This is a genomic window from Prosthecodimorpha staleyi (assembly GCF_018729455.1).
Lineage (GTDB): Bacteria > Pseudomonadota > Alphaproteobacteria > Rhizobiales > Ancalomicrobiaceae > Prosthecodimorpha > Prosthecodimorpha staleyi.
The window spans coordinates 114,723-137,504 of sequence record NZ_JAHHZF010000001.1 but is presented as its reverse complement, the minus strand read 5'-3'; the positions used below and the strand labels follow the sequence as shown (position 1 = coordinate 137,504).

The 22,782-nt window shown below is 68.7% G+C and carries 18 protein-coding genes; 10 read left to right on the top strand and 8 right to left on the bottom strand.

Features of this window, described 5'->3' with window-relative positions:
- Positions 1 to 3 precede the first annotated feature (3 nt).
- The 3 genes from KL771_RS00595 to iaaH all read left to right on the top strand — a co-directional run bounded on the left by KL771_RS00595 (position 4) and on the right by iaaH (position 3,246).
- Entirely contained in the window at positions 4 to 732 is a 729-nt protein-coding gene (locus tag KL771_RS00595; RefSeq protein ID WP_261966631.1) for a helix-turn-helix transcriptional regulator, read from the top strand.
- A 185-nt stretch (positions 733 to 917) separates the two neighbouring features.
- A complete protein-coding gene (locus tag KL771_RS00590) occupies positions 918 to 1,238 on the top strand; it encodes a hypothetical protein (protein ID WP_261966630.1) in 321 nt (106 codons plus the stop codon).
- A 517-nt stretch (positions 1,239 to 1,755) separates the two neighbouring features.
- Positions 1,756 to 3,246 (top strand): indoleacetamide hydrolase, encoded by a 1,491-nt coding sequence (gene iaaH, locus KL771_RS00585; protein ID WP_261967070.1) that lies wholly within the window; start codon positions 1,756 to 1,758, stop codon positions 3,244 to 3,246.
- 53 nt (positions 3,247 to 3,299) lie between these two features.
- Here the strand turns inward: iaaH and KL771_RS00580 are convergent, their stop codons facing one another.
- From KL771_RS00580 to tyrS, 3 genes are all read right to left on the bottom strand, one after another.
- A complete protein-coding gene (locus KL771_RS00580) occupies positions 3,300 to 4,064 on the bottom strand; it encodes a helix-turn-helix transcriptional regulator (RefSeq protein ID WP_261966629.1) in 765 nt (254 codons plus the stop codon).
- 470 nt (positions 4,065 to 4,534) lie between these two features.
- Positions 4,535 to 4,924: a DUF4279 domain-containing protein gene (locus KL771_RS28340; protein WP_390866499.1), complete on the bottom strand. Its 390-nt coding sequence runs from the start codon at positions 4,922 to 4,924 to the stop codon at positions 4,535 to 4,537.
- A 159-nt stretch (positions 4,925 to 5,083) separates the two neighbouring features.
- Positions 5,084 to 6,337, bottom strand: a complete 1,254-nt coding sequence (gene tyrS / locus KL771_RS00575) for a tyrosine--tRNA ligase (RefSeq protein WP_261966628.1) — start codon at positions 6,335 to 6,337, stop codon at positions 5,084 to 5,086.
- 130 nt (positions 6,338 to 6,467) lie between these two features.
- Here tyrS and KL771_RS00570 point away from each other — a divergent pair, with 130 nt between their 5' ends.
- Positions 6,468 to 7,577 (top strand): anhydro-N-acetylmuramic acid kinase, encoded by a 1,110-nt coding sequence (locus KL771_RS00570; protein ID WP_261967069.1) that lies wholly within the window; start codon positions 6,468 to 6,470, stop codon positions 7,575 to 7,577.
- Between the two features lie 63 nt (positions 7,578 to 7,640).
- Here KL771_RS00570 and KL771_RS00565 read toward each other — a convergent pair whose 3' ends face one another.
- The gene (locus KL771_RS00565; RefSeq protein WP_261966627.1) at positions 7,641 to 8,090 is read right to left on the bottom strand and encodes a cupin domain-containing protein; all 450 of its coding nucleotides are present in this window, start codon (positions 8,088 to 8,090) and stop codon (positions 7,641 to 7,643) included.
- Between the two features lie 44 nt (positions 8,091 to 8,134).
- Complete coding sequence (locus tag KL771_RS00560; protein ID WP_261966626.1) at positions 8,135 to 9,622, bottom strand: flavin-containing monooxygenase; 1,488 nt, start codon at positions 9,620 to 9,622, stop codon at positions 8,135 to 8,137.
- A gap of 202 nt (positions 9,623 to 9,824) precedes the next feature.
- On the opposite strand from KL771_RS00560, the gene KL771_RS00555 reads away from it, so the two are divergent.
- The 5 genes from KL771_RS00555 (at position 9,825) to dprA (ending at position 19,903) form a co-directional block, all read left to right on the top strand.
- On the top strand, positions 9,825 to 10,835 hold the full coding sequence (locus KL771_RS00555; RefSeq protein ID WP_261966625.1) for an AraC family transcriptional regulator: 1,011 nt from the start codon (positions 9,825 to 9,827) through the stop codon (positions 10,833 to 10,835).
- 476 nt (positions 10,836 to 11,311) lie between these two features.
- Complete coding sequence (locus tag KL771_RS00550; RefSeq protein ID WP_261966624.1) at positions 11,312 to 14,305, top strand: leucine-rich repeat domain-containing protein; 2,994 nt, start codon at positions 11,312 to 11,314, stop codon at positions 14,303 to 14,305.
- 109 nt (positions 14,306 to 14,414) lie between these two features.
- Entirely contained in the window at positions 14,415 to 14,714 is a 300-nt protein-coding gene (locus KL771_RS00545) for an FAD assembly factor SdhE (protein ID WP_261966623.1), read from the top strand.
- A gap of 123 nt (positions 14,715 to 14,837) precedes the next feature.
- Complete coding sequence (gene mfd, locus KL771_RS00540; RefSeq protein WP_261966622.1) at positions 14,838 to 18,506, top strand: transcription-repair coupling factor; 3,669 nt, start codon at positions 14,838 to 14,840, stop codon at positions 18,504 to 18,506.
- Between the two features lie 242 nt (positions 18,507 to 18,748).
- The gene (dprA, locus tag KL771_RS00535; protein WP_390866513.1) at positions 18,749 to 19,903 is read left to right on the top strand and encodes a DNA-processing protein DprA; all 1,155 of its coding nucleotides are present in this window, start codon (positions 18,749 to 18,751) and stop codon (positions 19,901 to 19,903) included.
- A gap of 40 nt (positions 19,904 to 19,943) precedes the next feature.
- Here the strand turns inward: dprA and KL771_RS00530 are convergent, their stop codons facing one another.
- From KL771_RS00530 to KL771_RS00520, 3 genes are all read right to left on the bottom strand, one after another.
- The gene (locus KL771_RS00530) at positions 19,944 to 20,564 is read right to left on the bottom strand and encodes a glutathione S-transferase family protein (RefSeq protein WP_261966621.1); all 621 of its coding nucleotides are present in this window, start codon (positions 20,562 to 20,564) and stop codon (positions 19,944 to 19,946) included.
- Positions 20,565 to 20,686: 122 nt separating this feature from the next.
- Complete coding sequence (gene ruvX, locus KL771_RS00525; protein ID WP_261966620.1) at positions 20,687 to 21,187, bottom strand: Holliday junction resolvase RuvX; 501 nt, start codon at positions 21,185 to 21,187, stop codon at positions 20,687 to 20,689.
- Positions 21,188 to 21,314: 127 nt separating this feature from the next.
- Entirely contained in the window at positions 21,315 to 21,755 is a 441-nt protein-coding gene (locus KL771_RS00520; protein ID WP_261966619.1) for a hypothetical protein, read from the bottom strand.
- Between the two features lie 242 nt (positions 21,756 to 21,997).
- Between KL771_RS00520 and KL771_RS00515 the strand changes: the two genes are divergently transcribed.
- Positions 21,998 to 22,720, top strand: a complete 723-nt coding sequence (locus KL771_RS00515) for a metal-dependent hydrolase (RefSeq protein ID WP_261966618.1) — start codon at positions 21,998 to 22,000, stop codon at positions 22,718 to 22,720.
- The last annotated feature ends 62 nt before the right edge of the window (positions 22,721 to 22,782 follow it).

Sequence of the window (22,782 nt, the reverse complement as noted above, 5' to 3'; positions counted from 1 at the left end):
GCCATGAACCGCACCGAACGCCTCCTCGCCATGGTGCAGATGCTGCGCCGGCACCGCCACCCGGTGACGGCGGACGCCATCGCGCGCGAATTCACCGTCTCGGTGCGCACCGTCTATCGCGACGTGATCGACCTGCAGGCGACCGGCGTTCCCGTGCGCGGCGAGGCCGGCATCGGCTATGTGCTCGATCCGGGCTTCGACCTGCCGCCCCTGATGTTCACCGCCGACGAACTGGAAGCCCTGATGCTCGGCGCCCGCTTCGTGCGCGAGCGCGGCGATCCGGGCCTGGTCCGCGCCGCCGAGGACGCGACCGCGAAGATCCTCGCCGTCCTGCCCCCGGCCCTGAAGCCGGTCTTCGCGGACGCGTCGGTGTTCGCGCCGAACTATCGCGAGCCGCTGCACGACCGGATCGACCTCGCCGTCGTGCGTCGCGCCCTGCGCGCGGGGCGCAAGCTCGAGATCGCCTATCGCGATCTCCAGGACCGTCCCTCCGAGCGCATCATCTGGCCGATCGCGGTCGGCTACATGGAGGCGTCACGGATGGTCGTCGCGTGGTGCGAGTTGCGCCAGGGGTTCCGGCACTTCCGCGCCGACCGCATCGAACGGATGACCGAACTCGACCTGCGCTACCCGGCCCGGCGTTCCGTCTTGCTGAAAAGCTGGCAGGCGGAAATGGCGGCAGAAAGGTCGCGCTATGACGCTACGTCGCAGAAATCGCCGCCGGCCCCTTGAGGGATGGCGCATGCTTGGATTAGACGGAGCCGGCCTGTAGCCGATTGTGTCGGTCCGTCAGGCGATCGATCGCCGAATTCGACCTCGTCCGGCCCCGCTCATGTCATCGGCTGCGGAGACTGGCGCGGCGAAACTGTTTCCATGATGCGGCCCGCGGGGGGTGTGGCCGTTGCCGGAGTCCGTGCATGTCGTCCCGTCTCGCCGCCTGCAGCCGTTTCGCCGTCGCCGCCGTCCTGCTCCTTGCGCCCCTCGCGCCCGCGATCGCCGAGGGCATCCCCGAGAAGCCCGTCACCCGCGATCTGGTCCGCCGGTCTCTCGCCGACTACTGCATCTATGGATTGAACGGGCGCGAGGGCGTCGACAAGGGCAAGCTGGTCGATTCCTGCACCTGCGCCGCCGAGCGCTTCCTGAAGACCGTCAAGGATCCCGACATCGCCACTTTGACCGAACTGCCCGACGCCTGGATCCGCACGGTCACGGAAACGTCGGCACGCTGCCCGAAGTGAGCGGCGCGGCCTGCCGGCCACGCCCATTGCCTCCGATCCCGCCCTGCCTTGTCCGTCTCCCGATCGGGGAGACGGCGGCGGTCTGTCGTTCGCATTGAGGATCGCTGGGGCCGGGGCGGGACCGGTTTCCAGGGTTTGTCCACAACCGCGGTCGCTGTTTTCCACACGCCGTCCACAGGCGGTGGCAGCGGATCGCCGGCTCGGTCATTCGCCGCGGCGGCTGTTCCTTTTCCCCTTCGGGAAAGTCGGAAGATCGTGCTTTTCTGAAGTCCCGGGAATTTCCCTGCGGGGTGGGGCGGGACCGGTTGTCCAGAGTTTATCCACAGGCCGGATTGCAGTTGTCCTCAAGCCGTCCCCAGGGCGCGGCGTCGGAACGCCGAAGCGGCCGGCCCGGGCGGTCGGTCTCCGAACTGGCCGCCTCGCCCTGATCCGCCGGCCCTCCTCATTCTTGAGGATGGCGGGGTGGATGCGGCAGCGCTCCAATGGCCGGATCGGTCCAGAGGAGGGCATTTCCGTGATGTCAGGATTCCATCGCCGCATATTCGCGCTGGCGCTCGTCGCCGGGTCCGCTTCGGCGGCCGGGGCCGACGAGCGTCGGCAGACCACGGTCGATCTCGCCGCCGAGATCGCGGCGGGCCGGACGACGGCCGAGCAGGCGGTCGGCGCGGCGCTGCAGCGGATCGAGAAGGCGGCCCCGCTCAATGCCGTCGCCCGGCTCGATGCCGCGCGGGCGCTGGCGGCCGCCAAGGCCGTCGACAAGGCGCGAGCGGAGGGCAAGCCGCTCGGGGCGCTGGCCGGCATCCCCTTCGTGGTCAAGGACAACATCCAGATCGCCGGCCTGCCGGCGGCGGCCGGCACGCCCGCCCTCGCCGGAGTGATCTCCACCGCCAACGCACCGGTGGTGGACAGGCTCGTCGCCGCCGGAGCGATCCCGGTCGCGACCACCAACATGCACGAATTGGCCTTCGGCATTTCCGGCTACAACCCGACCTACCAGACGGGGCCCCAGGTGGGCGTGCGCGCGGCCTATGATCCGACCCGCATGGCCGGCGGCTCGTCGAGCGGCACCGGCGCGCTGGTCGGCGCCGGCGCGGTCTCGGCCGGGCTCGGCACCGACACCGGCGGCTCCGTGCGCCTGCCGGCCGCCATCAACGGCGTCGCGGGCCTGCGCCCGACCCTGCTGCGCTATGCCCAGGACGGCGTCGTGCCGATCTCGCATACCCGCGACACGGTCGGCCCGATCGCCGCCAGCGTCGCCGACCTCGAACTCATCGACCGCGTCGTGACCGGCGCACCGGCCATCGGCAAGGCCGAGCTGAAGGGCGTCCGGCTCGGCGTCGATGCGGCCATGACGGCGGGCCTCGATGCGGAGACCGACGCGGTCTTCAAGGCCGCGCTGGGGCGACTTGAGGCGGCCGGCGTCGAACTCGTCCGCGTCGATCTGAAGGATCTCGCCCCACTCAACCAGGCGGTCAGCTTTCCGGTCGCGCTCTACGAGGCCCATGACGATCTCGTCGCCTATCTCGCCCGTTACGCGCCGGGCGTGACGGTGGCGAGCGTGGCGGCGGCCATCAAGAGCCCGGACGTGAAGGGCACCTATGACGGGCTGGTCATCCCGCGCAAGCTGCCCGGCCCGAACGGGCTGGTCGACGCCAAGCCGATCTACGAGGCCGCCATCGCGACCGGCCGGCCGGCGCTGATCGCCTATTACGCCAAGGCCTTCGCGGACAAACGGCTCGACGCGCTGATCTTCCCGACCGTGCCGAAGGTCGCCCTGACGGCGGGGCCGGAGACGAGCGCGCTCGATGTCTTCCTGACCTTCATCCGCAACACCGATCCGGGCAGCAATGCCGGGCTGCCGGGGCTGACCCTGCCGATCGGACTGACGGCTTCGAGCCGGATGCCAGTCGGCCTCGAACTGGACGGCCCGGCCGGTTCCGACCGCCGCCTGCTGGCGCTCGGCCAGGCCATCGAGGCGATCTTCGGCACGCTCGCGCCGCCGAAGTGATCCGACGATCGTGATCCGGCGATCGTGATTATACGACAGGCCGGACGGCGGCCTCAGCCCTTGGACGCCGCCGTCCCGCCGCCCTCGGCCAGACCGGCCTCCGCCAGCGCGGCACCGATCGCGGCGCGGCGGGCGACGCCGAGCCGCTCCTTGAGCTGGTCGACATGGCTGCGCACGGTGGTCGGCGCGATGCCGAGCCGGCGGCCGATCTCCTTGTCGGAGGCGCCGGCAGCGACCAGCCGTGCGATCGCCTGCTGCCGGGCCGAAAGCCGGATCGCGGGCACACCGGGCGGGCTGGTGCGGTCGCGCGCCTTGGCGAGGGCGCGCGACAGGGCCGGGCGGATCAGCGTCAGCAGGTCGACCGTGTCGGTGTCGAAATCGCCGCGGCGGCTCGCCCGCCACAGGCGCAGGTCGCCGACATGGTGCTCCCCGTCGACGCAATACATGTTGACGCCATAGGAGAGGCCGTCGCGGGCCAGGAAGTCGGTGAAGAACTCGGTCCGGACGAAGTCGGCACGCGGCATGATCGCCGAGACCAGGGTCGGCGCGGCGCGCTGCTTCAAGGCCGGGGTGATCGGATCGCGATACTGGAAATACCGGTCGTAGCGGTCGAGATTGGCGTCGTCCATGCCGATCTGCAGGCGCCGGGCGAAGCGCCGGTTCGCCTCGTCCCAGACGAAGGAGGCGAAATAGTCTGACCCGGTCAGCCGCAGCAAAAGCTCGCCGACCTTGAGCCGGATCGTCCGCTCCTCGTCCTCCTCGTGCAGCAGCGAGAAGAGACGCGCCAGGTCGGCCGATTGGTCGAAGGTCAGATGCATGGCTTCCCTCCCGTCGGCAGGGCATCCGAGGCGCGGCGGCGACCGTCCGGCGCCGACCGACCCACGCCGCTAGGGCCGGCCGCCGTCACGCCGAAGCGCGCAAGCGGATGCTGTCGGGCGGCCGCATGGATCGCAATCCGACTGTAGCCCGCACGACCGGCGCGCGAAAGAGACCGGGGCTCTTGCCGGCCTCAGCAGAGTTCGCGGCTTTGAATGGCGCGAGCGGGGGCAGGAACGGAAGTTTCAATGGGGAGACTTGGGACGCGGGCTTCCGGATCGCTCGCCCGACCGGCGCTGCTGTCCCTGCGTGAAGCGCTTGTGGGACTGCTGCGTTCTTGAAAGACATGGGACGGCCCCGGGGGCACCGGGTTGTCGAATGCCGCACCAACGTCTCCATGGCCACGTTTGTGGCACCACGGGCGGTCTTCTCATCCGCAGAAATGATCATTCGTCAGCTTTCAAACGGACTGTTAGTCACTCGAAATGTCGTATTCGCAAATATCTAGTATAGTTCGAGAATCGCTCACAAACTTCAGCAATGCACCGGGAATGTGAATGTCCGGAAACTCACCGGATCGGGTCTCGACAACAATATCTAACTTAACAACCCATTCTTCTGTCAATTTCTCTATAACTTTTGCTTTATCGCCAATCATTTCCTCGAGGCATTTCCAATGATCTCTGATATCCAAGGAGTTGATAATTTCCCCCGTGTCAATTCTCCATAGATTAACCCGTGCGGGCGGCGAAGGGCGGGATTTTAGGACGATACCTGTCGGTTCCGCTTCCAAAATTTCCGACAGCATCGATGGATCTTTGTCCGATGACCCAATAGTGAAATATAAATAGACCTTAATCATTGTGAATACTGATGTCCCCGGTATTCAGGCGCCGACATATCCCTGAACGTTCCGCTTACGACAGCGGCGCGTCAAGTTTTGTCGGGCTCGCAATCGTGGAGCACAGCCTCTGCTTCCCGTCCGGCGGCTATACCGCCGGACGGCCGTTCAGTCAGTCGCTCAGACCGGGCGGACGAGGATGTGCTTCTTCTTGCCGAGAGACAACTTGACGACGCCTTCCGGGGTCAGGTCGGCCGGGGTCAGGCGGGCCTTGTCGTCGGTGACGGGCTGGTCGTTGACGCGGACGCCGCCGCCGGAGAGGAGGCGGCGGACTTCGCCGTTGGAGGCGGCGAGGCCGGCGCGGACGAAGGCGGCGAGGACGCCGATGCCGGCGGCGAGTTCGTCGGCCGGGATGTCGATCGTCGGCAGGTTGGCCGAGAGCGCGCCCTCCTCGAAGGTCTTGCGCGCCGTTTCGGCCGCCTCATGCGCCGCGGCCAGGCCGTGGACCAGCGCGGTGACCTCGGTCGCCAGCACCTTCTTGGCTTCGTTGATCTCCGCGCCGCCGAGCGCGGCGAGGCGGGCGATCTCGGCCATCGGCAGGGTCGTGTAGAGCTTCAGGAAGCGCTCGACATCGGCGTCCTCGGTGTTGCGCCAATACTGCCAGTAGTCGTAGGGCGAAAGCAGGTCGGCGTTGAGCCAGACCGCGCCGGAGGCCGTCTTGCCCATCTTGGCGCCCGACGAGGTGGTCAAGAGCGGCGAGGTCAGCGCGTAGAGCTGCACGCCGTCCATGCGGTGGCCGAGATCGATGCCGTTGACGATGTTGCCCCACTGGTCGGAGCCGCCCATCTGCAGGATGCAGCCGGTGCGCCGGTTCAGCTCGACGAAGTCGTAGCCCTGCAGGATCATGTAGTTGAATTCGAGGAAGGACAGCGACTGCTCGCGGTCGAGCCGGAGCTTGACCGAATCGAAGCTCAGCATGCGGTTGACCGAGAAGTGCCGCCCGACATCGCGCAGGAATTCCAGATAGTTGAGCTTCAACAGCCAATCGGCGTTGTTGATCATCAGCGCGTCGGTCGGGCCGGCGCCGAAGCGCAGGAACTTGGCGAAGACCTGCCGGATGCCGGTGAGGTTGTGCTCGATGTCCTCGACGGTGAGGAGCTTGCGCGCCTCGTCCTTGAAGGACGGGTCGCCGATCATGGTGGTGCCGCCGCCCATCAGCGCGATCGGGCGGTTGCCGGTCTGCTGCATCCAGTGGAGCAGCATGATCTGGATCAGCGAGCCAGCATGGAGGCTGGTCGCCGTCGCATCGAAGCCGATATAGCCCGTCACCGGTCCCTTGGCGAAAGCCGCATCCAGCCCTTCCGGATCGGAGATCTGGTGGATGAAGCCGCGTTCGGAGAGAACCCGGAGGAAGTCGGACTTGAAACCGGTCATGATGCGTGAACCCTGTGGACCTGCGGCGCGACCATGACGGGACGGCGCGGCGGAGACGGGTCCATAGCACCGAATGCGGGGGAATTCACCCGGTGAGGCCAGACGTGAACGGGCGAACGACGTGAGCGACCTGCGACTTGCCGTCGGCATGATGAGCGGCACCTCGATGGACGGGGTCGACGTGGCCGCGATCGAGACCGACGGGGTCGTGGTCGGCGATTTCGGCCCGACCCTGTTCCGGCCCTATACGGAGGCCGAGCGCCGGCTGTTGCGCGCGGCGCTGGCCGCCGGCCCGGGCCTGCGCGACCGGGTCGAGCGGCCGTCGGTCCTGGCGGAGGCCGAGCGGGTGGTGACCGAGGCGCATGCCGATGCGCTGGCGCGCTTCTTCGCCCAGGAAGGCTTCGATCGCAATTCGGTCTCGGTGGTCGGCTTCCACGGCCAGACCGTGTTCCACGATCCTTCGCGCCGGCTGACGGTGCAGATCGGCGACGGGTTGGCGCTGGCGCGGCATTGCGCGGTGCCGGTGGTCTATGATTTCCGGGCCGCCGACGTTGCGGCGGGCGGGCAGGGGGCGCCGCTGGTGCCGGTCTATCATGCGGCGCTGGCTGCGCGGGCCGGTCTCGACTGGCCGGTCGGCGTGCTCAATCTCGGCGGCGTCGGCAACCTGACCTGGATCGGCGGGGCCGGCACCGGCGCCGACGACCTGATCGCCTTCGACACCGGCCCGGCCAATGCGCTGATCGACGACTGGTGCCTGGAGAAGACCGGCCGCACGCTCGACCAGGACGGGCGCCTGGCCGCCTCGGGCCGCGTCGACACGGCGGCGCTCGATCGCCTGATGGATGATCCCTATTTCGCGGCCACCCCGCCGAAGTCGCTCGATCGCAACGCCTTTTCGCGCGAACCCGTCGCCGGATTGTCGACCGAGGACGGCGCGGCGACGCTGACCGCCTTCACGGCCGCGACCGTCGCCAAGGCGCTGGCGGTCGTGCCGCGCCGGCCGGAGACGCTGGTCGTCGCCGGTGGCGGCGCGCGCAATCCGACCCTGTTGGCGATGATCGGCCAGCGCGCGCAGGCCCGCGTCGTGGCGGCGACCGAGATCGGCTGGTCGACCGACTTCCTGGAGGCGCAGGCCTTCGCCTTCCTGGCGGTGCGCCACCTCGAGGGACTGCCGCTCAGCTATCCCGGCACGACCGGCGTGCCGCATCCCTGCCGCGGCGGTGTGCTCGCGCTCGCCTGATGGCGGTGTCCGGCCGGGACGACGCGGTCGTCCCGGCTTTTCTCGTGTCCGCGGTGGCGGGGATCAGGCGCTGGCTTCCGGCGGCAGGAAGTCGACCTCGTGCTCGGCGGAGAGGCGGATCACCTCGGCCACGTCGGTCAGGTCGTTGAGAGCGATGAACAGATCTTCCAGCTTGCCGGCCGGAGAGACCCAGAAAAGCGCACGCGCCGGCTTGTCGGACTTGTTGAAATAGCCATGCGGGATGCCGCGCGGCATGCGCACCAGGTCGCCGGCCTTGGCCTGGGTCCAGACGCCGTCGAGCTTCAGGTCGAGGACGCCTTCCTGCACCAGGATGAATTCGTCCTGGGTCGGATGGATGTGGACCGGCACGAACTGACCCGGATCGCTGTTGGTCTCGAAGGCGAAGGTCGACTCGCAGCTGGCCTTCGGGAAATAGAGCTGGCCGAGGATGTTCCACTGCGTGCCGGCATAGCCTTCGCCGCTGCGCGTGATGCCCTTTTCCAGATCGCTCATGCGGTACCCTCCTGGTGGCGGCCTCTGCGGGCCTGGTGATGGGATCATTCCGCCCGGTATTGCGGCGCCGAGGCGAGATATCGTCCGAAGGACGGCGCATCCGGGAAGGAGAAATACTCGGCGAAGGGGTTGGCGCGCGTCCGCAGCCGCGCACCGATGTCGGCCAGAAGCTCGTCGAAATGCTTGAAGTGGAACGGGGCGACGCACAAGCCCCCATATTTGCGCGCAGCCGGACGCTCCTCCCGGCGCCACTGCAGCATCGTCTCGATATCGGCGGCCATCGCCGCGGGGCTGGGCTGGCGCGCCAACTGGCCGTCGGCGAAGCGCACCAGCCATTCGGCCAGCATTTCGGAGGTCAGCACCGTGCAGAAGCTCGAATTGAAGCCGACGAAGCCGAGGTCCGGCAGGTCCGGATTGACCGCGAAACGATGCAGCCGGTAGAGCCCGTCCGGATCGATCAGCCGCGAGCGCCAGGGCTCGCCGAGGAAGGGCAGGCTGCCCTTCCAGCCGGTCGCCAGGATGACGACATCGGCGCGGAGCGTCTCACCGCCGGTCAGCCGCGGGCCCGTCTCGGCATAGCCTTCGAAGCTGCCGCGGACCGGCCGGATCGCGCCGCTGTGGAAGGCCTCGAACATGCCGGGCGTCACGATCGGGATCGAGCAGGACACGTCCTTCTCGATCGGCACGTCCGGCACCATGTCCCAGCGGCGCAAGCCCAGCTGCAGTTTGAGGAGCGTCTCCAGGCCGCGGAAATTGGCCCAGACCAGCGGCGCGGTCAGGGCCTGGACGAGCTTCTGCGCCCGAGTCCGGCCCCAGCCGTTGAACTGCATTTCCTGGGCGCGCATGTAGAGCAGCCGCTTGAAATTGATGCCGCCGACGAAATAGGGCACCCGCCAGACCGCCTCGCGGCAGACCAGCGTCACCGCCGCCGCGCCGTTGCGGGCGGCGTTGACGGCGATGTCGGTGGCCGATTTCGAGGCGCCGAGCACCACGACCCGCCGCCCGCGGATCTGGGCCGGGTCGCGATAGTCGGAGGAATGCAGCAGGCGGCCGCCGGCCGCGCGAAAAATGTCCTCGCCGCCGAAGGTCGGCATGTGTTTTTCGGAAAAGTTGCCGACCGCGACGGCGACGAAATCGAAATCCTCGGTCGTGGCGCCTTCCGGGCCGGTCACCGACAGGCGCCAGCCGGCGCGCCCGTCCGGACGACGGTCGATCGCGTCAACGCGGGTGCGGAAGTGGAACAGCGCTCCGAGGCCGTGGTGGCGCGCGTAGCCGTCCAGATAGGCTTGCACCTGCGGCCCCGTCGGCCATTCCGGATAGGCGTCCGGCATGGCCATGTCGGTGAAGCGATAGAGTTCCTTCGGCGACTGCGTCTGCACGCCCGGATAGGACTTGGCCGGGTCCCAGACCCCGCCGAAGACCTCTCCGGCCTCGAAACCCGTCACCTTGTGCCCGCGCGCCGCGAAGGCCTTGGCGGCGGCGATGCCGCTGACACCGGCGCCGATCACGGCGACATTCTTCTGCGCGACCATGAGCCCCTCCGCCCGATGAAACCGACGCAAGACCGGGACCATCCTCCGCTCCCGGCGGCGAGCCGACTGGCCCGCCCGCAAGAGCATGCCGCCGGTCGGAGCGGGGCGTTATCCGGAAAGCGAAAATTTCAAGATCAAAGCAATTCGGGTTGAAAGCCGGCTCAGCCCACGTAAACTTCCGGATATGCCGCATGGCCACGCCATGTCGTCAAGGGAGCGCCTCGGCGCCCTGCGACTGTTCCAGTCCGAGGCCCTGGACGAAGCACGCGACTTTGTGGCGCGCGCCTTCTGTCCGCATCGTCTCGATCTGGACCGTCCGGCAACCCGGCTCGACGCGATCCACAACCATGCCCCGGGCCGGGATGTGTCGCTCAACTATCTGCGCTACGGCGCGGCGGTGACGATCGAGCCGGGCGAATTGTCGAGCTTCTACCTGATCCAGATCCCGGTGGTCGGCAGCGCGGATGTCCGCAACGGCGGCCGTTCGGTGACGGTCGCGCCGGGACAGGGGACGATACTCAACCCGACGCTGCATACCCGCATGCGCTGGTCGGAGACCTGCGCGAAGCTCCTGGTGCGCATCGACCGCGCCGCGCTGACCCGCGTCGCGGAGAGCCTGACCGGGCATCATCTCTCGGCGCCGATCCTGTTCGAGCCCGAATTGCGCTTCGACCATCCGGCGACGGCGCATTTCCGCACCCTGGTGCTGGCCTGCTTCGCGGCGGCGGAAGCCGGGCAGGCCTTCACGGCCTCGCGCGACGCCACCCGGCAGCGGCTGATCGAAGAGGGGCTGATGGCGGCCTTGCTGAACGGGCAGCCGAGCATCATCGAGCACGCCATGGCGGCCGCGGGGACGCCGCCGTCGTCGCGCCAGCTGCGCCGCGCCTGCGGCTTCATCGACGCCAATCTCGCCGGCGACTTCACGATCGCCGACGTGGCGGGGGCTGCCGGCTGCTCGGTGCGCTCGCTGCAACTCGCCTTCCGCGGCCGGTTCGGGACCAGCCCGCTGCAATATTGGCGCCGGCGGCGGCTGGCGCTCGCCCGGTTCCATCTTGGCAGCGGAGCCGCGGAGGGCGGCGTCGGTGCGGTCGCCTTCGCGACCGGCCACATCCATCTCGGCCGCTTCGCCACGGACTACCGGTCGGCCTTCGGCGAGGCACCGAGCGCAACCCTGCGCCGCGCCGCGGAACTGGCCGGGCGTTCGGCTTCCTAGCGGGCGCCGGGCGGGAACGATCGTCCCCGGAGCCCACGCCCCGGCATTTCCGTGACCGACCGGTCAAGCGCAGTTGCGCTCCCGCGGCTCTCCGCCCCCGCTCGCTCCGCGCTCGCATCATGCCCTTCTCCCCCTAAGGGGGGAGAAGGTGGCCGAAGGCCGGATGAGGGGGTGTGAGGCCTTGGCATCGTTTGGCTTTTCGGTTTGGGAGGGGCGCCAGGACCGCAAGTCGCGTGAAACCTGCGGTATCGTCCCCCTCAACCGCCCTTCGGGCACCTTCTCCCCCCCTGGGGGGAGAAGGGGAAAGTTTGTCCATCCCCTGGACAAAAGGGGCGGGTTTTGATGGGGAGGCAACTCCGGAAGGTCCGGTGGGGTGCGTCTTCGGGCGCCAGGGTACCCGACTCGGGTCTGGCCCCGCGCTCCGGCGACGCTCCGTTTCGGTTGCATCGGCGATGCGGCTCGGTCAAAATCGTTGCATGACGCAGGTGTTCGTCTCCTACGCGCATGAGGACGCCAAGGCCGCCGAACAGCTCCGGACGCAGCTGGCGGACACGATTCGTCATTTCGGGCTGACTTTGTGGTGGGATGCGAAGATCCAGGCCGGACAGGGGTGGAACCCCACCATCCGGCAGGCGATCGCGGATTCCGACGTCTTCGTCCAACTGGTCTCCAGCGCCTCTCTCGCCTCGCCCTACATCACCGAGACCGAGGCGCCGGCGATCGAGCAGGCCGAGCGTGGCCGCGGCGCGCTGGTGCTGACCGTCATCCTGGAAAAATGCAGCTGGCAACGCCGCTTCGGCGCGCGGCAGGCGATGCCGTCGGATGCCAAGCGCGATCTTCGCCCGGTCCGCGACTGGCGCCCGCAACGCGACGGCTGGCACGCAGTCATCCTCGAAAGCGAGGCGGCGATTGCGGCTTGGCTGAGTAAGCCGCCGGATCCGCGCTTCAACCCTGCGCCCGGCCCGACCTTCGGGCTGACACCGGACGGCTTCGCGCCGGTCGACGATCCCCCGGCGGCGGCGGAGCGGATCGATTCACAGCAGGTGAACCTGCACGGCCAGGTGAAGCGCGCGGCCGATCGGCTCGACCGCCGCATCACCGGGCTGCAGAACACGCATCCGAGCGTCTTCGACGAATACCAGGACCTGAAGACCTTCCTCGGCGACTCGGTCGCCGGTACGGATGTCGCGGGTCTCTGGGTGGCGAAGTTCGGCCTCGAATCCCTGCATGCGCGGTTCAGCGCGACTCGTGCTGTCGGCACCATGACCGAACCGATCGAGCCGGACCTGCTCGCCGGCATCGACAAGCTGCTCGGGGTGGTCGAGATATACGGTCTCGGCTTCCAGGAGTGGCGGGCACTGAACGCCCGCAACCGAGAGCGCGAGATCGTCGATCCGGTCGCCGAGGCGGTCGCAACGCGGGCGGCGCTGGACCGGCTCGCCCAGAAGAATGCGCCTTTCGCGCCCTCCGCCCGCCCGATCCTCGCCGCCGCGTCGAGGCCACTGCCGAGCCCGGACGATCCGAACCCAGCGGCGACCACGCCGGCCCCCGAAGTGGTGGCCGCCGCGGCCGGTGTCGGTGCGAACGCCATCGGCGCGCTGGCGCGCGCGGTGGTGTCGGCCTTGCGCGAGGTTGGCACGGTCGGCAGCGGCGTTTGGGTCCTGTCGACTATAGCCGGCGATCCCAATCTCGAATGGGTAAGGCAGGCTGCTGTCTTCCTGCAGGACCACTGCGCCCCCATCGCCGACTTCGCCGCCCGCCACCAGGATATCCGCCGCCTGATCGGCGGCACAATCGACCTGCTCACCCGCAAGCCGGTGCCGAGGGCGCGCACGGTGTTTCCGGACGCTTCGGCCGTGGACGGTTCGGAGGACACGGAGGAAGGCGGCGAGTTCGACTACGAAGCCGAGGCGAGGAAGTTGATCCTGGCCGGTGAGGCTCCGCCGCCGGCATGGATTCCGCATATCCGGCACCTCGACCTATCCGGGACCGGCGTGACGGACCTGTCGCCGCTGTCCGACCTCAAGGCGCTGGAGGAACTCGATCTAGAGTTTAACGGCGCAAAGGACTTGTCGCCGCTGTCCGGGCTTACTGCGCTGAAATCGCTCAATCTCGGCACAAACGGCCTAACGGACGTTTCGCCATTGTCCGGCCTGACAGCGCTGGAGACGCTCGCTCTAGACAACACCGGCGTAACGGATGTGACGCCGCTATCCGGTCTAACGTCACTGGAGACGCTCGAAATCAGCAACACCGGCGTAACGGATATTTCGCCACTATCCGGACTCTCGGCGCTGGCGACGCTCGCTCTCTTCGGCGCCCGCGTGGCGGACGTTTCGCCGCTGTCCGGCTTGACGGCTCTGCAGACGCTCGATCTTGACAACACCGGTGTGACAGACGTGTCGCCGCTGTCCGGCCTCACGGCGCTGAGGACTCTCCGCCTCGCGTACACCAGCGTGACGGATGTGTCGCCACTGTCCGACCTGACGGCGTTAAGCGAACTCTATCTCAACAATACCGGCGTGCTGGACGTGTCGCCGCTAACCGGCCTCACTACGTTGGAAACGTTCGCTCTCGGCAACACCGGCGTGACGGATGTATCACCGCTTTCTGGCCTCACGGCGCTGAGGGAGTTCCGCCTCGCCTACACCGGCGTGACGGACGTGTCGCCGCTATCTCGCCTCACCGCGCTGGAGACGCTCTCTCTCGGCAATAGCGGCGTGACGAACGTGTCGCCGCTGTCCGGCCTTACGGCTCTGCAGAGGCTCGATCTCGAAAACACCGGCGTGACGGATGTGTCGCCGTTGTCCGGACTCACGGCACTGGAGACGCTCGATCTCGACAACACTGGCGTGACGGATGTATCGCCGCTGTCCGGCCTCACGGCGCTGAAGACGCTCTATCTCGCCAACACCGGCATGACGGATGTGTCGTCGCTATCCGGCTTGACGGCGCTGGAGGCGCTCATTCTCGGCAACACCAACGTGACGGACATGTCGCCGCTGTCCGGCCTCACAACGCTGGAAACGCTCGATCTCAGCAACTCCGGTGTGATGGACATTTCGCCGCTGTCCGGCCTCACGGCGTTGAGGGCGCTTTATCTCGGCAACACCAGCGTGACGGATGTGTCGCCGCTGTCCGGCCTCACGGCGCTGGAGAGACTGGACCTCGCCGGCACCAAGGTAACGGACGTGTCGCCGCTGGCGCGCTTGCCGGTCCTTGCGACCTTGCGCTTGGCGAGGCTCGACCTGCGCCAGTCAGCGGCGTCGCTTCCCGCCTCCGTGAAAGAACTGGATCTGCGAGAGGCGAAATGGCCGCCCGGCCGACCCTTGCCCGATGTCCCCCGGCGGATCGATCCGGATGGCACGGTGCATCGATCACAAAGTGTTGGTGCTGTTTCGCCCTGGTTCAGCGGTTGGGCAAGCGAAGCCGACGAATTCCGCCAATCCCGCGCCAATCCCCCCACCTGACATCCCCGCCGCCCCGCGCTATATCTCTGCCCGCGGCGGCTGCCGTCCATCACCGACGGTGCCCGATCCGGCGCCGGCGGCTTTCTGCTGTTTTCGCGAGGCCCTTTCCATGTCCGGCACGCAGATTTCTTCCGACGGGCTCGCGCCCGCGCGCAAGCGGGCGTTGTTCCGCGCCTGGCATCGCGGCACCAAGGAGATGGATCTCCTGCTCGGCACCTTCGCGGACGCGCATCTGGGCAGCCTGTCGGAGGCGGATTTCGACGATTTCGTCCAGCTGATGGAGGTGCCCGACACCGACCTCTTCGCCTGGATCATCGACCGCCAGGACACGCCCGGCAACTACGACACGCCGGTCTTCCGCCAGTTGAAGGCCTTCCAGACCGCGCCCGGCGGGATCGTGTTCCGCTGATCTGCTGTCCGTTGATCCGTCGGCCGCGCGCCGACCATGTGCCGCTCCCGTTAGAGCGGTCCGGTTCGAGGCCCCAGGTCCGCAACCGACCGCTGCCAATTCCCTTCCAGTCCGGACGCTCCGATGAAGCCGCTCAAGGGTCTGTTCGACCGCACCGACCACGTCACGCTGGCGAGCCTGCCGGACGGGCTGGAAGCGCTGGCCATCGGCGATCTGGCACGCGCCGCCGGCGCCAAGGACGGGCGCCCCGGCCTCGTCGCCGTGTCCCGCGACGGCAACAGGATGGCGAGCCTGGAGGCCGCGCTCGGCTTCTTCGCGCCCGACATCCAGGTGATGACCTTCCCGGCCTGGGACTGTCTGCCCTATGACCGCGTTTCGCCGACGCCGGAGATCGTCGCGCGCCGGATGGCGACGCTGTCGCGCCTCGTCCGCCCGCAGGCCACGACCAAGCCGGTCGTGCTGCTGACCACCGTCAACGCCGTCGTCCAGCGCGTGCCGGAACGCAGCATGGTGGCCGCCGAGACCTTCGCGGCCGCGCCCGGCAACCGGGTCGACATGGCGGACCTGGTTCGCTGGCTGGAGAATAACGGTTTCAACCGCACCCCGACGGTGCGCGAGACCGGCGAATATGCCGTGCGCGGCGGTATTCTCGACCTCTTCGCCCCCGGCACCGACAGCCCGGTGCGGCTCGACTTCTTCGGCGATACGCTGGAATCGGTGCGCAAGTTCGACGCCGAGAGCCAGCGCACCACGGGCCAGCTGAAGCGGCTGGAATGGCTGCCGATGTCGGAGGTGACCATCGTCCCGGAGACGATCAGCCGCTTCCGCCGCGCCTATGTGGCCCGCTTCGGCGCCACCACCAAGGATGACGCGCTCTATGCGGCGATCTCCGAGGGGCGCCGTTATGCCGGCATGGAACACTGGCTGCCGCTGTTCCACGAGCGGCTGGAGACGCTGTTCGACTACATCGGCGACGCGACGATCGCCTTCGAGGCCCACGTCGAGGAGACGCTGACCGAGCGGCTCGGCCAGATCGAGGACCACTACCAGGCCCGGCGCGAGGCGCAGGCGACGCCGCAGGCCGGCGCCGTGCCGTACAAGCCGGTCGAGCCGGACGCGCTCTATCTGACCGCCGAGGAATGGCGCAGCCGGCTGGCGACGCGCCGGTCCGCCGCGCTGACCCCCTTCGCGGTGCCGGACGGCCCGACCCGCACCGTCGATCTCGGCGGCCGCCCGGGCCGGACCTTCCTGACCGAGCGCCAGGCCGGCGACGTGAACGTGTTCGATGCGGTCGTCGCCCATGTCGGCGAGCTGCAGAAGGCCGGCCGGCGGGTGATGATCGCCGCCTGGAGCGACGGCGCGCTCGACCGCCTGTCGCAGGTGCTCGGCGACCACGGCCTGAAGGACCTGCGGCCGGTCAAGACCTTCCCGGAACTGCTCGCGCTGCCGAAGGGCGCGGTCGGGGTCGGCGTGCTCGGCATCGAGGCCGGCGTCGAACTCGACGACGTGGCGGTGATCGGCGAGCAGGACATTCTCGGCGACCGTCTGGTCCGCCCGAAGAAGCGCCGCGCCAAGGGTTCGGACTTCCTGACCGAGGTCTCCGGGCTCTCGGAAGGCGACATCGTCGTTCATGTCGATCACGGCATCGGCCGCTTCACCGGGCTGAAGACCATCACGGCGGTCGGCGCGCCGCATGACTGCCTGGAACTGGTCTATCAGGGCGGCGACAAGCTCTATCTGCCGGTCGAGAATATCGAACTCCTGACCCGCTACGGCTCGGACGATACCGAGGTGCAGCTCGACAAGCTCGGCGGCGTCGCCTGGCAGGCGCGCAAGGCGCGCATGAAGAGCCGCATCCGCGAGATCGCCGACAGCCTGATCAAGACCGCTGCCGCGCGCCTGATGAAGCCGGCTCCGGTCCTGACCCCCGTGGAAGGCCTCTCCGACGAGTTCGCCGCCCGCTTCCCCTACGAGGAGACCGACGACCAGCTGGCCTCGATCGAGGCCGTGCACGAGGATCTGGCCGCCGGCCGGCCGATGGACCGTCTGGTCTGCGGCGACGTGGGCTTCGGCAAAACCGAAGTGGCGCTGCGCGCCGCCTTCACGGTTGCCGGCTCCGGCAAGCAGGTCGCCGTCGTGGTCCCGACGACGCTGCTCGCCCGCCAGCATTTCCGCACCTTCTCGGAGCGCTTCAAGGGCCTGCCGTTCCGCGTCGGCCAGCTCTCGCGGCTGGTTTCGGCCAAGGATGCCGACCTGACCCGCCAGGAGCTCGAAAGCGGCCACTGCGACATCGTCGTCGGCACCCACGCGATCCTCGCCAAAAGCGTCAAGTTCCGCGATCTCGGCCTGCTGATCGTCGACGAGGAGCAGCATTTCGGCGTCAAGCACAAGGAAAGGCTGAAGGAACTCAAGGCCGACGTGCATGTGCTGACGCTGACCGCGACGCCGATCCCGCGCACCCTGCAGCTGGCGCTGACCGGCGTGCGCGAACTCTCGGTCATCGCCACGCCGCCGATCGATCGGCTCGCCGTGCGCAGCTTCGTGTCGCCCTACGACCCGCTGGTCATCCGCGAGGCGCTGCTGCGCGAGCATTATCGGGGCGGCCAAAGCTTCTATGTCGTGCCGCGCGTCTCCGACCTCGCCGCCCGCGCCACGTTCCTCGCCGAGCACGTGCCGGAGGTGCGCGTCTGCACCGCCCACGGCCAGATGGCCGCCGGCGAGCTGGAAGACGTGATGAATGCCTTCTACGAGGGCAAGTACGACGTGCTGCTGTCGACGACCATCGTCGAATCCGGCCTCGACATTCCCACCGCCAACACGCTGATCATCCACCGCGCCGACATGTTCGGCCTCGCCCAGCTCTACCAGCTGCGCGGCCGCGTCGGCCGCTCGAAGCTGCGCGCCTATGCGCTGTTCACCGTGCCGGCCGACCGGCCGCTGACCCAGCAGGCCGAGCGGCGGCTGAAGGTGCTGCAATCGCTCGACAGCCTCGGCGCCGGCTTCCAGCTGGCGAGCCACGACCTCGACATCCGCGGCGCCGGCAACCTGCTCGGCGACGAGCAGTCCGGCCACATCAAGGAGGTCGGCTACGAGCTCTACCAGCAGATGCTCGAGGAGGCGGTCGCCTCGCTGAAGTCCGGCGAGCCGGATGCGGTCGCCGAGGAGCAATGGTCGCCCTCGATCACGGTCGGCACGCCGGTGCTGATCCCCGAGACCTATGTGGCCGACCTGCAATTGCGCCTTGGCCTCTACCGGCGCCTCGCCGATCTGGAGACGACCGAGCAGATCGACGCCTTCGGGGCGGAGATGATCGACCGCTTCGGCCCGCTGCCGGAGGAGGTCGAGCATCTCCTGAAGATCGTCTTCATCAAGGGCCTGTGCCGGCGCGCCCATGTCGACAAGATCGATGTCGGGCCGAAGGGCGTGGTGATCTCGTTCCGCGAGAACAAGTTCGCCAACGGCGCCGGCCTGGTGCGCTGGATCACCGAGCAGGGCTCGCTCGCCAAGATCCGGCCGGATCAGAAGATCGTGCTGTCGCGCGACTGGCCGGAGGCCGAGCAGCGCCTGAAGGGCGCCGCCGTGGTGCTGACCCAGCTCGTGCGCATCGCCGAGGGCAAGGACGTGCCCGTTCCGGCCGCCCAGAAGGGCAAGCCGGCCCCGGCCGCTGCCGCGCCTTCCGACCCGAAACGGCTCAACCTGAAGCCGACGCCGCCGCCGGCCCCGCCACCGGTCGTCCCGCGCGGCCGGTTCCCGTCGCTGAGCTCGATCGGCAAGGGCAAGCGCGGACGATAGACCGCGCCGGTGTGTCCCGGACCCGGGGCCGCGCGCACCGTACCCCCGGAATCTACGCGAGGACGGCCGGGCCGCCTCCGGTTCCGGCGGGCGCGATCCGTGATGTGAATATGTATCCAGGAGTTGTGTTCTCACCGAGGCCGGGCGAAGATGCGGGCTTAGGAGAGTGCCGCGTGACGTTGTCCCTGTTTCCGTCCGAGCGTCCGCAGCGGCGCCCCTTGGTCGATCCGGCCCCGCGCGGGCTGGCCGAAGAGACCCGGCCGCCCGACGGACAGTTCCACATCCGGCTGACCGAGCGGCAGCGCCGCAGCTGGCTGAAGCTGATCCGCACCGACAATGTCGGCCCGAACACCTTCATCCAGCTGCTCAACCGGTTCGGCTCGGCCGCCGATGCGCTCGACGCGCTGCCGGATCTGGCGCGCCGCGGCGGCGCGAGCCGCATCCGGATCCCGACCGATGCCGAGATCGACGCCGAATGGGAGGCGGCGCAGCGCGCCGGCGCGCGCTTCGTCGCGCTCGGCGAGGCGGACTATCCGGCCTATCTGCGCGCCGTGGACGGACCGCCGCCGATCCTGGCCGTCGCCGGCGACGCCGGCGTCTTCGCCCAGCCGGCCGTCGGCATCGTCGGCTCGCGCAATGCCTCGCTGGCCGGCCGCAAGATCGCCGCGCAGTTCGCGCGCGACCTCGGCGCCCGGGGCTTTGCGATCGTCTCGGGGCTGGCGCGCGGCATCGATGCCGCCGCCCACATGGCCAGCCTGGAGACCGGCACGATCGGCGTCTTCGCCGGCGGGCTCGATCGGATCTATCCGCCGGAACATGCCGATCTGGTCGCCCGCATCGTCGCGACCGGCGGTGCCATCGTCAGCGAGCTGCCGTTCGGCTGGGAACCGCGCGCGCGCGACTTTCCGCGCCGCAACCGGCTGATTTCCGGCATTTCCATGGGCTTGGTCGTGGTCGAGGCCGCACGCCGGTCCGGCTCCCTGCACACCGCCCGCTTCGCCGGCGAGCAGGGCCGCGATCTCTTCGCCGTGCCCGGCTCGCCGCTCGATCCGCGCGCGGAGGGCACCAACGACCTGATCCGCAACGGCGCAACCCTGGTCGCCTCGGCCGAGCATGTCGTCGAGGCCCTCGGCCCCCAGCTCGGTCGCGATCCGCCGCCGCCGTCCGCCTGGGAGCCGCCGGCCGGGCCGGGAGACGGGGACGGGACGGCCGGCGACGCCCCGGCCGATCTGCGCGCCGCGATCCTGGAGGCGCTTGGCCCGACGCCGGTCGCCGTCGACGAGATCATCCGCGCGACCGGTGCCCGTCCGGGCCTGGTCCAGCTCGTGCTGCTCGAATTGTCGCTCGCCGGCCGGTTGGAACGCCATGCCGGCGGCAAGGTCAGCCTCCTGATGTGACGGCCGAGCCGCTGCATCCGGATGGTGCCGTCGCGCGGGATCAGCCGCCGCGCGCCGCCAGGGCCTCGGCCTCGATCGCCAGGGCGCGGGCGAAGGCGGGGCGGGCGGTGCAGCGTTCGACATAGTCGGTGAAGGCTGGGCGCGGTTCGACGATCTTGAACAGGAGGCCGAAGCGCAGGCCGGACCCGATCGACACATCGGCCGCCGAGAAGGTCTCGCCCAGAAGCCAGGGGCCGCCGCTGCCGGTGATGCCGGCCTCGATCACGTCGAAGACGCGCTCGGCGCTGCCCCAGCCGGCCGAGGTCGGGTTCATCTCCAGCTTGGTGAAGATCTGCACATAGGCCGCCTCGATCGACGAGCCGGCGAAGAACAGCCAGCGCAGATAGTCGCCGCGGGTCGCATGGTCGGCCGCCGGGGCGAGTCCGGGCGCGGCATAGCGGTCGGCCAGATAGGCGATGATCGCTCCGGTTTCGGCCACCTTGACCGGCCCATCGGTCAGCGCCGGCACCTTCATCATCGGATTGATCGCCCGGAAGGCCGGGTCGGACTGGCGGCCCGAACGGATGTCGACCAGCTCGCGCCGATAGGGGATGCCCAGTTCCTCGAGCAGCCACAGGATCGAAAGCGAGCGCGTCTGCGGCGCCCAATACAGCGTGACCATTTCCCGAACTCCCGGTTCACAAGTGCCATTGACCTATCGCGCGACGACAAAGGGGAGTGCCGACGATTGCGGCATTAGAACATAACGAGAACATTCTTGCCTGTCCAGTCGGTGGGCGCGGCTCACTCGTCCTCGGTAGCCCAGCCGCGCGCGGGCCGGTTGAGGCGGTCGAGCGCGCCTTGCAGGATGAAGGCGGCGGCGAGCTTGTCGACCACGTCGGCCCGGCGCGCCCGGCTGGCGTCGGCCTCGATCAGGGTGCGGGTGACGGCCGCCGTCGACAGGCGCTCGTCCCAATAGCTGATCGGCAGGGTGGTCAGCGGGGCGAGGTTGCGCACGAAGGCGCGCGTCGACTGCACGCGCGGACCCTCGCTGCCGTCCATGTTGAGCGGCAGGCCGATGACCAGGCCGCCGACGGCATGTTTGGCGCAGATCGCGATCAGCGCCTGGGCATCGGCGGTGAACTTGGTGCGCCGGATGGTCTCCAGCGGGGTGGCGATGCGCCGGCCCGGATCGGACAGGGCGAGCCCGATGGTCTTGGTGCCGAGATCGATCCCGATCAGCCGTGCGCCGGGTTTCAGCCCGCCGGTCAGGTCTTCGAGGGCGACGGCATGATCCTGGGCCAAGGGCGGGCACTCGCGGTTCGATCAAGAGGGGACGCGGGTCCATCCCGTCGACCGAAGCACTAGACCAATTCCTGCATCCAAGCGAGCCGGTGCCAGGTCTTCCCGCACCAGGAAGACCGGCGTCCGGTCAGACCGGTTTGGCGTCGGGATCGCCGCTCTCGGCCAGTTCCCGGCGCAGGGTCTGCAGCAGCCGGTCGGCCGCGTCGCGGTCGGTCGCCGCCAGCGACTGGACCTGCTCGCGGATCTGGGTTTCGACCGCCTCGCCGTGGCGCGCCTTCACGGCATCGACCCGTGCCGCCAGCGTCCGCAGCCGAACGATCTTCTCCTTGGCGTCGGCATCCGCGTCGAGGGCGTCCGCCATCGGTCCCGCCAGCGCCAGAACCGCCTCGGTGACGATGCCGAGCTGCTTGCCGAAGCTCGCCACCTCGCTCTGCACGTCGCGCTCGATGGTGGCATTGCCCTGGTAGTTGACGGTGATCTGGGTGCCCCAGTTGGTTGCCGGGGCGATCGTCTGGAAGTTTCCGGGCAGCCAGAAGGACGGTGCGGCAAAGGAACCGAAGCTGGTCATCGCTGGCCTCGCGGGCGGGTTGGGGCCGGATTCGATCGAGAGGTGGCGCGGAACCGCGGGCAGCGTCCGGCCTGCCACCGATGCCAGCATCGGCTACTCGCCCCGCAACGGCAAGTCGAGCCGGACCCGTACGGACCGACAGCATCGCGACCGCATGGACGGCCGCCCCTGCGGCGCTATAGTGACGCCAGACTGTTGAGCGGCAGCAACGGGCGGACCGCCATCGCCGCCGGGGGACCCGCATGAAGATCACGTGGTACGGACATTCCTGCTTCCGCCTCGAAATCCCGGCCGACACCGACAAGGGCAAGGTCGAAATCCTGATCGACCCGTTCCTCACCGGCAATCCGAAGGCGACCATCACGCCGGAAGAGGCTGCGGTCGGGCTCGACCATATCGTCATCAGCCATGGCCATGACGACCATATCGGCGACCTCATCCCGATCGCGAAGGCCTCCGGAGCGGCCGTGACCGCCAATTGGGAGATCGCCATGTGGGCCAATGCCCACGGCGTGGAGACGATCAACCCGATGAATTCCGGCGGCACGGTCGATCTCGGCGCCTTCGCGGTCAGCCTGACGCCGGCGCATCATTCCTCCGCCAAGTCGAACGGCGACGGCACCTTCGCCTATCTCGGCAACCCGCACGGCGTGGTGATTGCGCCGAAGATCGGCCCGACGCTCTATTATGCCGGCGATACGGACATCTTTTCCGACATGGCTCTGATCGCCGAACTGTACGAACCGACCATCGGCATCCTGCCGATCGGCGACCGTTTCACCATGGGGGCGCGCTCGGCGGCATTGGCCGCGCGGCGGTTCTTTGCCTTCACGGACGTGATTCCCTGCCACTACATGACCTTCGGGCTGCTCGACCAGACGCCCGATGCCTTCGTGGCGGCCATGCACGGCTCCGGCGTCCGCATCCATACCCCCGCGCCCGGCGGCAGCGTCGAGATCGGCTGAAGCGGCGCAGGACCGGCGCAGGGCGGCGGCGTTGCGCCGGCGCGCCGGCCGGTGCTAGAAGG

Coding starts and splice junctions, on each gene's coding strand:
- KL771_RS00595 (WP_261966631.1), top strand. CDS start 4: ATGAACCGCACCGAACGCCTCCTCGCCATGGTGCAGATGCTGCGCCGG.
- KL771_RS00590 (WP_261966630.1), top strand. CDS start 918: ATGTCGTCCCGTCTCGCCGCCTGCAGCCGTTTCGCCGTCGCCGCCGTC.
- iaaH (WP_261967070.1), top strand. CDS start 1,756: ATGTCAGGATTCCATCGCCGCATATTCGCGCTGGCGCTCGTCGCCGGG.
- KL771_RS00580 (WP_261966629.1), bottom strand. CDS start 4,064: ATGCATCTGACCTTCGACCAATCGGCCGACCTGGCGCGTCTCTTCTCG.
- KL771_RS28340 (WP_390866499.1), bottom strand. CDS start 4,924: ATGATTAAGGTCTATTTATATTTCACTATTGGGTCATCGGACAAAGAT.
- tyrS (WP_261966628.1), bottom strand. CDS start 6,337: ATGACCGGTTTCAAGTCCGACTTCCTCCGGGTTCTCTCCGAACGCGGC.
- KL771_RS00565 (WP_261966627.1), bottom strand. CDS start 8,090: ATGAGCGATCTGGAAAAGGGCATCACGCGCAGCGGCGAAGGCTATGCC.
- KL771_RS00560 (WP_261966626.1), bottom strand. CDS start 9,622: ATGGTCGCGCAGAAGAATGTCGCCGTGATCGGCGCCGGTGTCAGCGGC.
- KL771_RS00555 (WP_261966625.1), top strand. CDS start 9,825: ATGTCGTCAAGGGAGCGCCTCGGCGCCCTGCGACTGTTCCAGTCCGAG.
- KL771_RS00550 (WP_261966624.1), top strand. CDS start 11,312: ATGACGCAGGTGTTCGTCTCCTACGCGCATGAGGACGCCAAGGCCGCC.
- KL771_RS00545 (WP_261966623.1), top strand. CDS start 14,415: ATGTCCGGCACGCAGATTTCTTCCGACGGGCTCGCGCCCGCGCGCAAG.
- mfd (WP_261966622.1), top strand. CDS start 14,838: ATGAAGCCGCTCAAGGGTCTGTTCGACCGCACCGACCACGTCACGCTG.
- KL771_RS00530 (WP_261966621.1), bottom strand. CDS start 20,564: ATGGTCACGCTGTATTGGGCGCCGCAGACGCGCTCGCTTTCGATCCTG.
- KL771_RS00520 (WP_261966619.1), bottom strand. CDS start 21,755: ATGACCAGCTTCGGTTCCTTTGCCGCACCGTCCTTCTGGCTGCCCGGA.
- KL771_RS00515 (WP_261966618.1), top strand. CDS start 21,998: ATGAAGATCACGTGGTACGGACATTCCTGCTTCCGCCTCGAAATCCCG.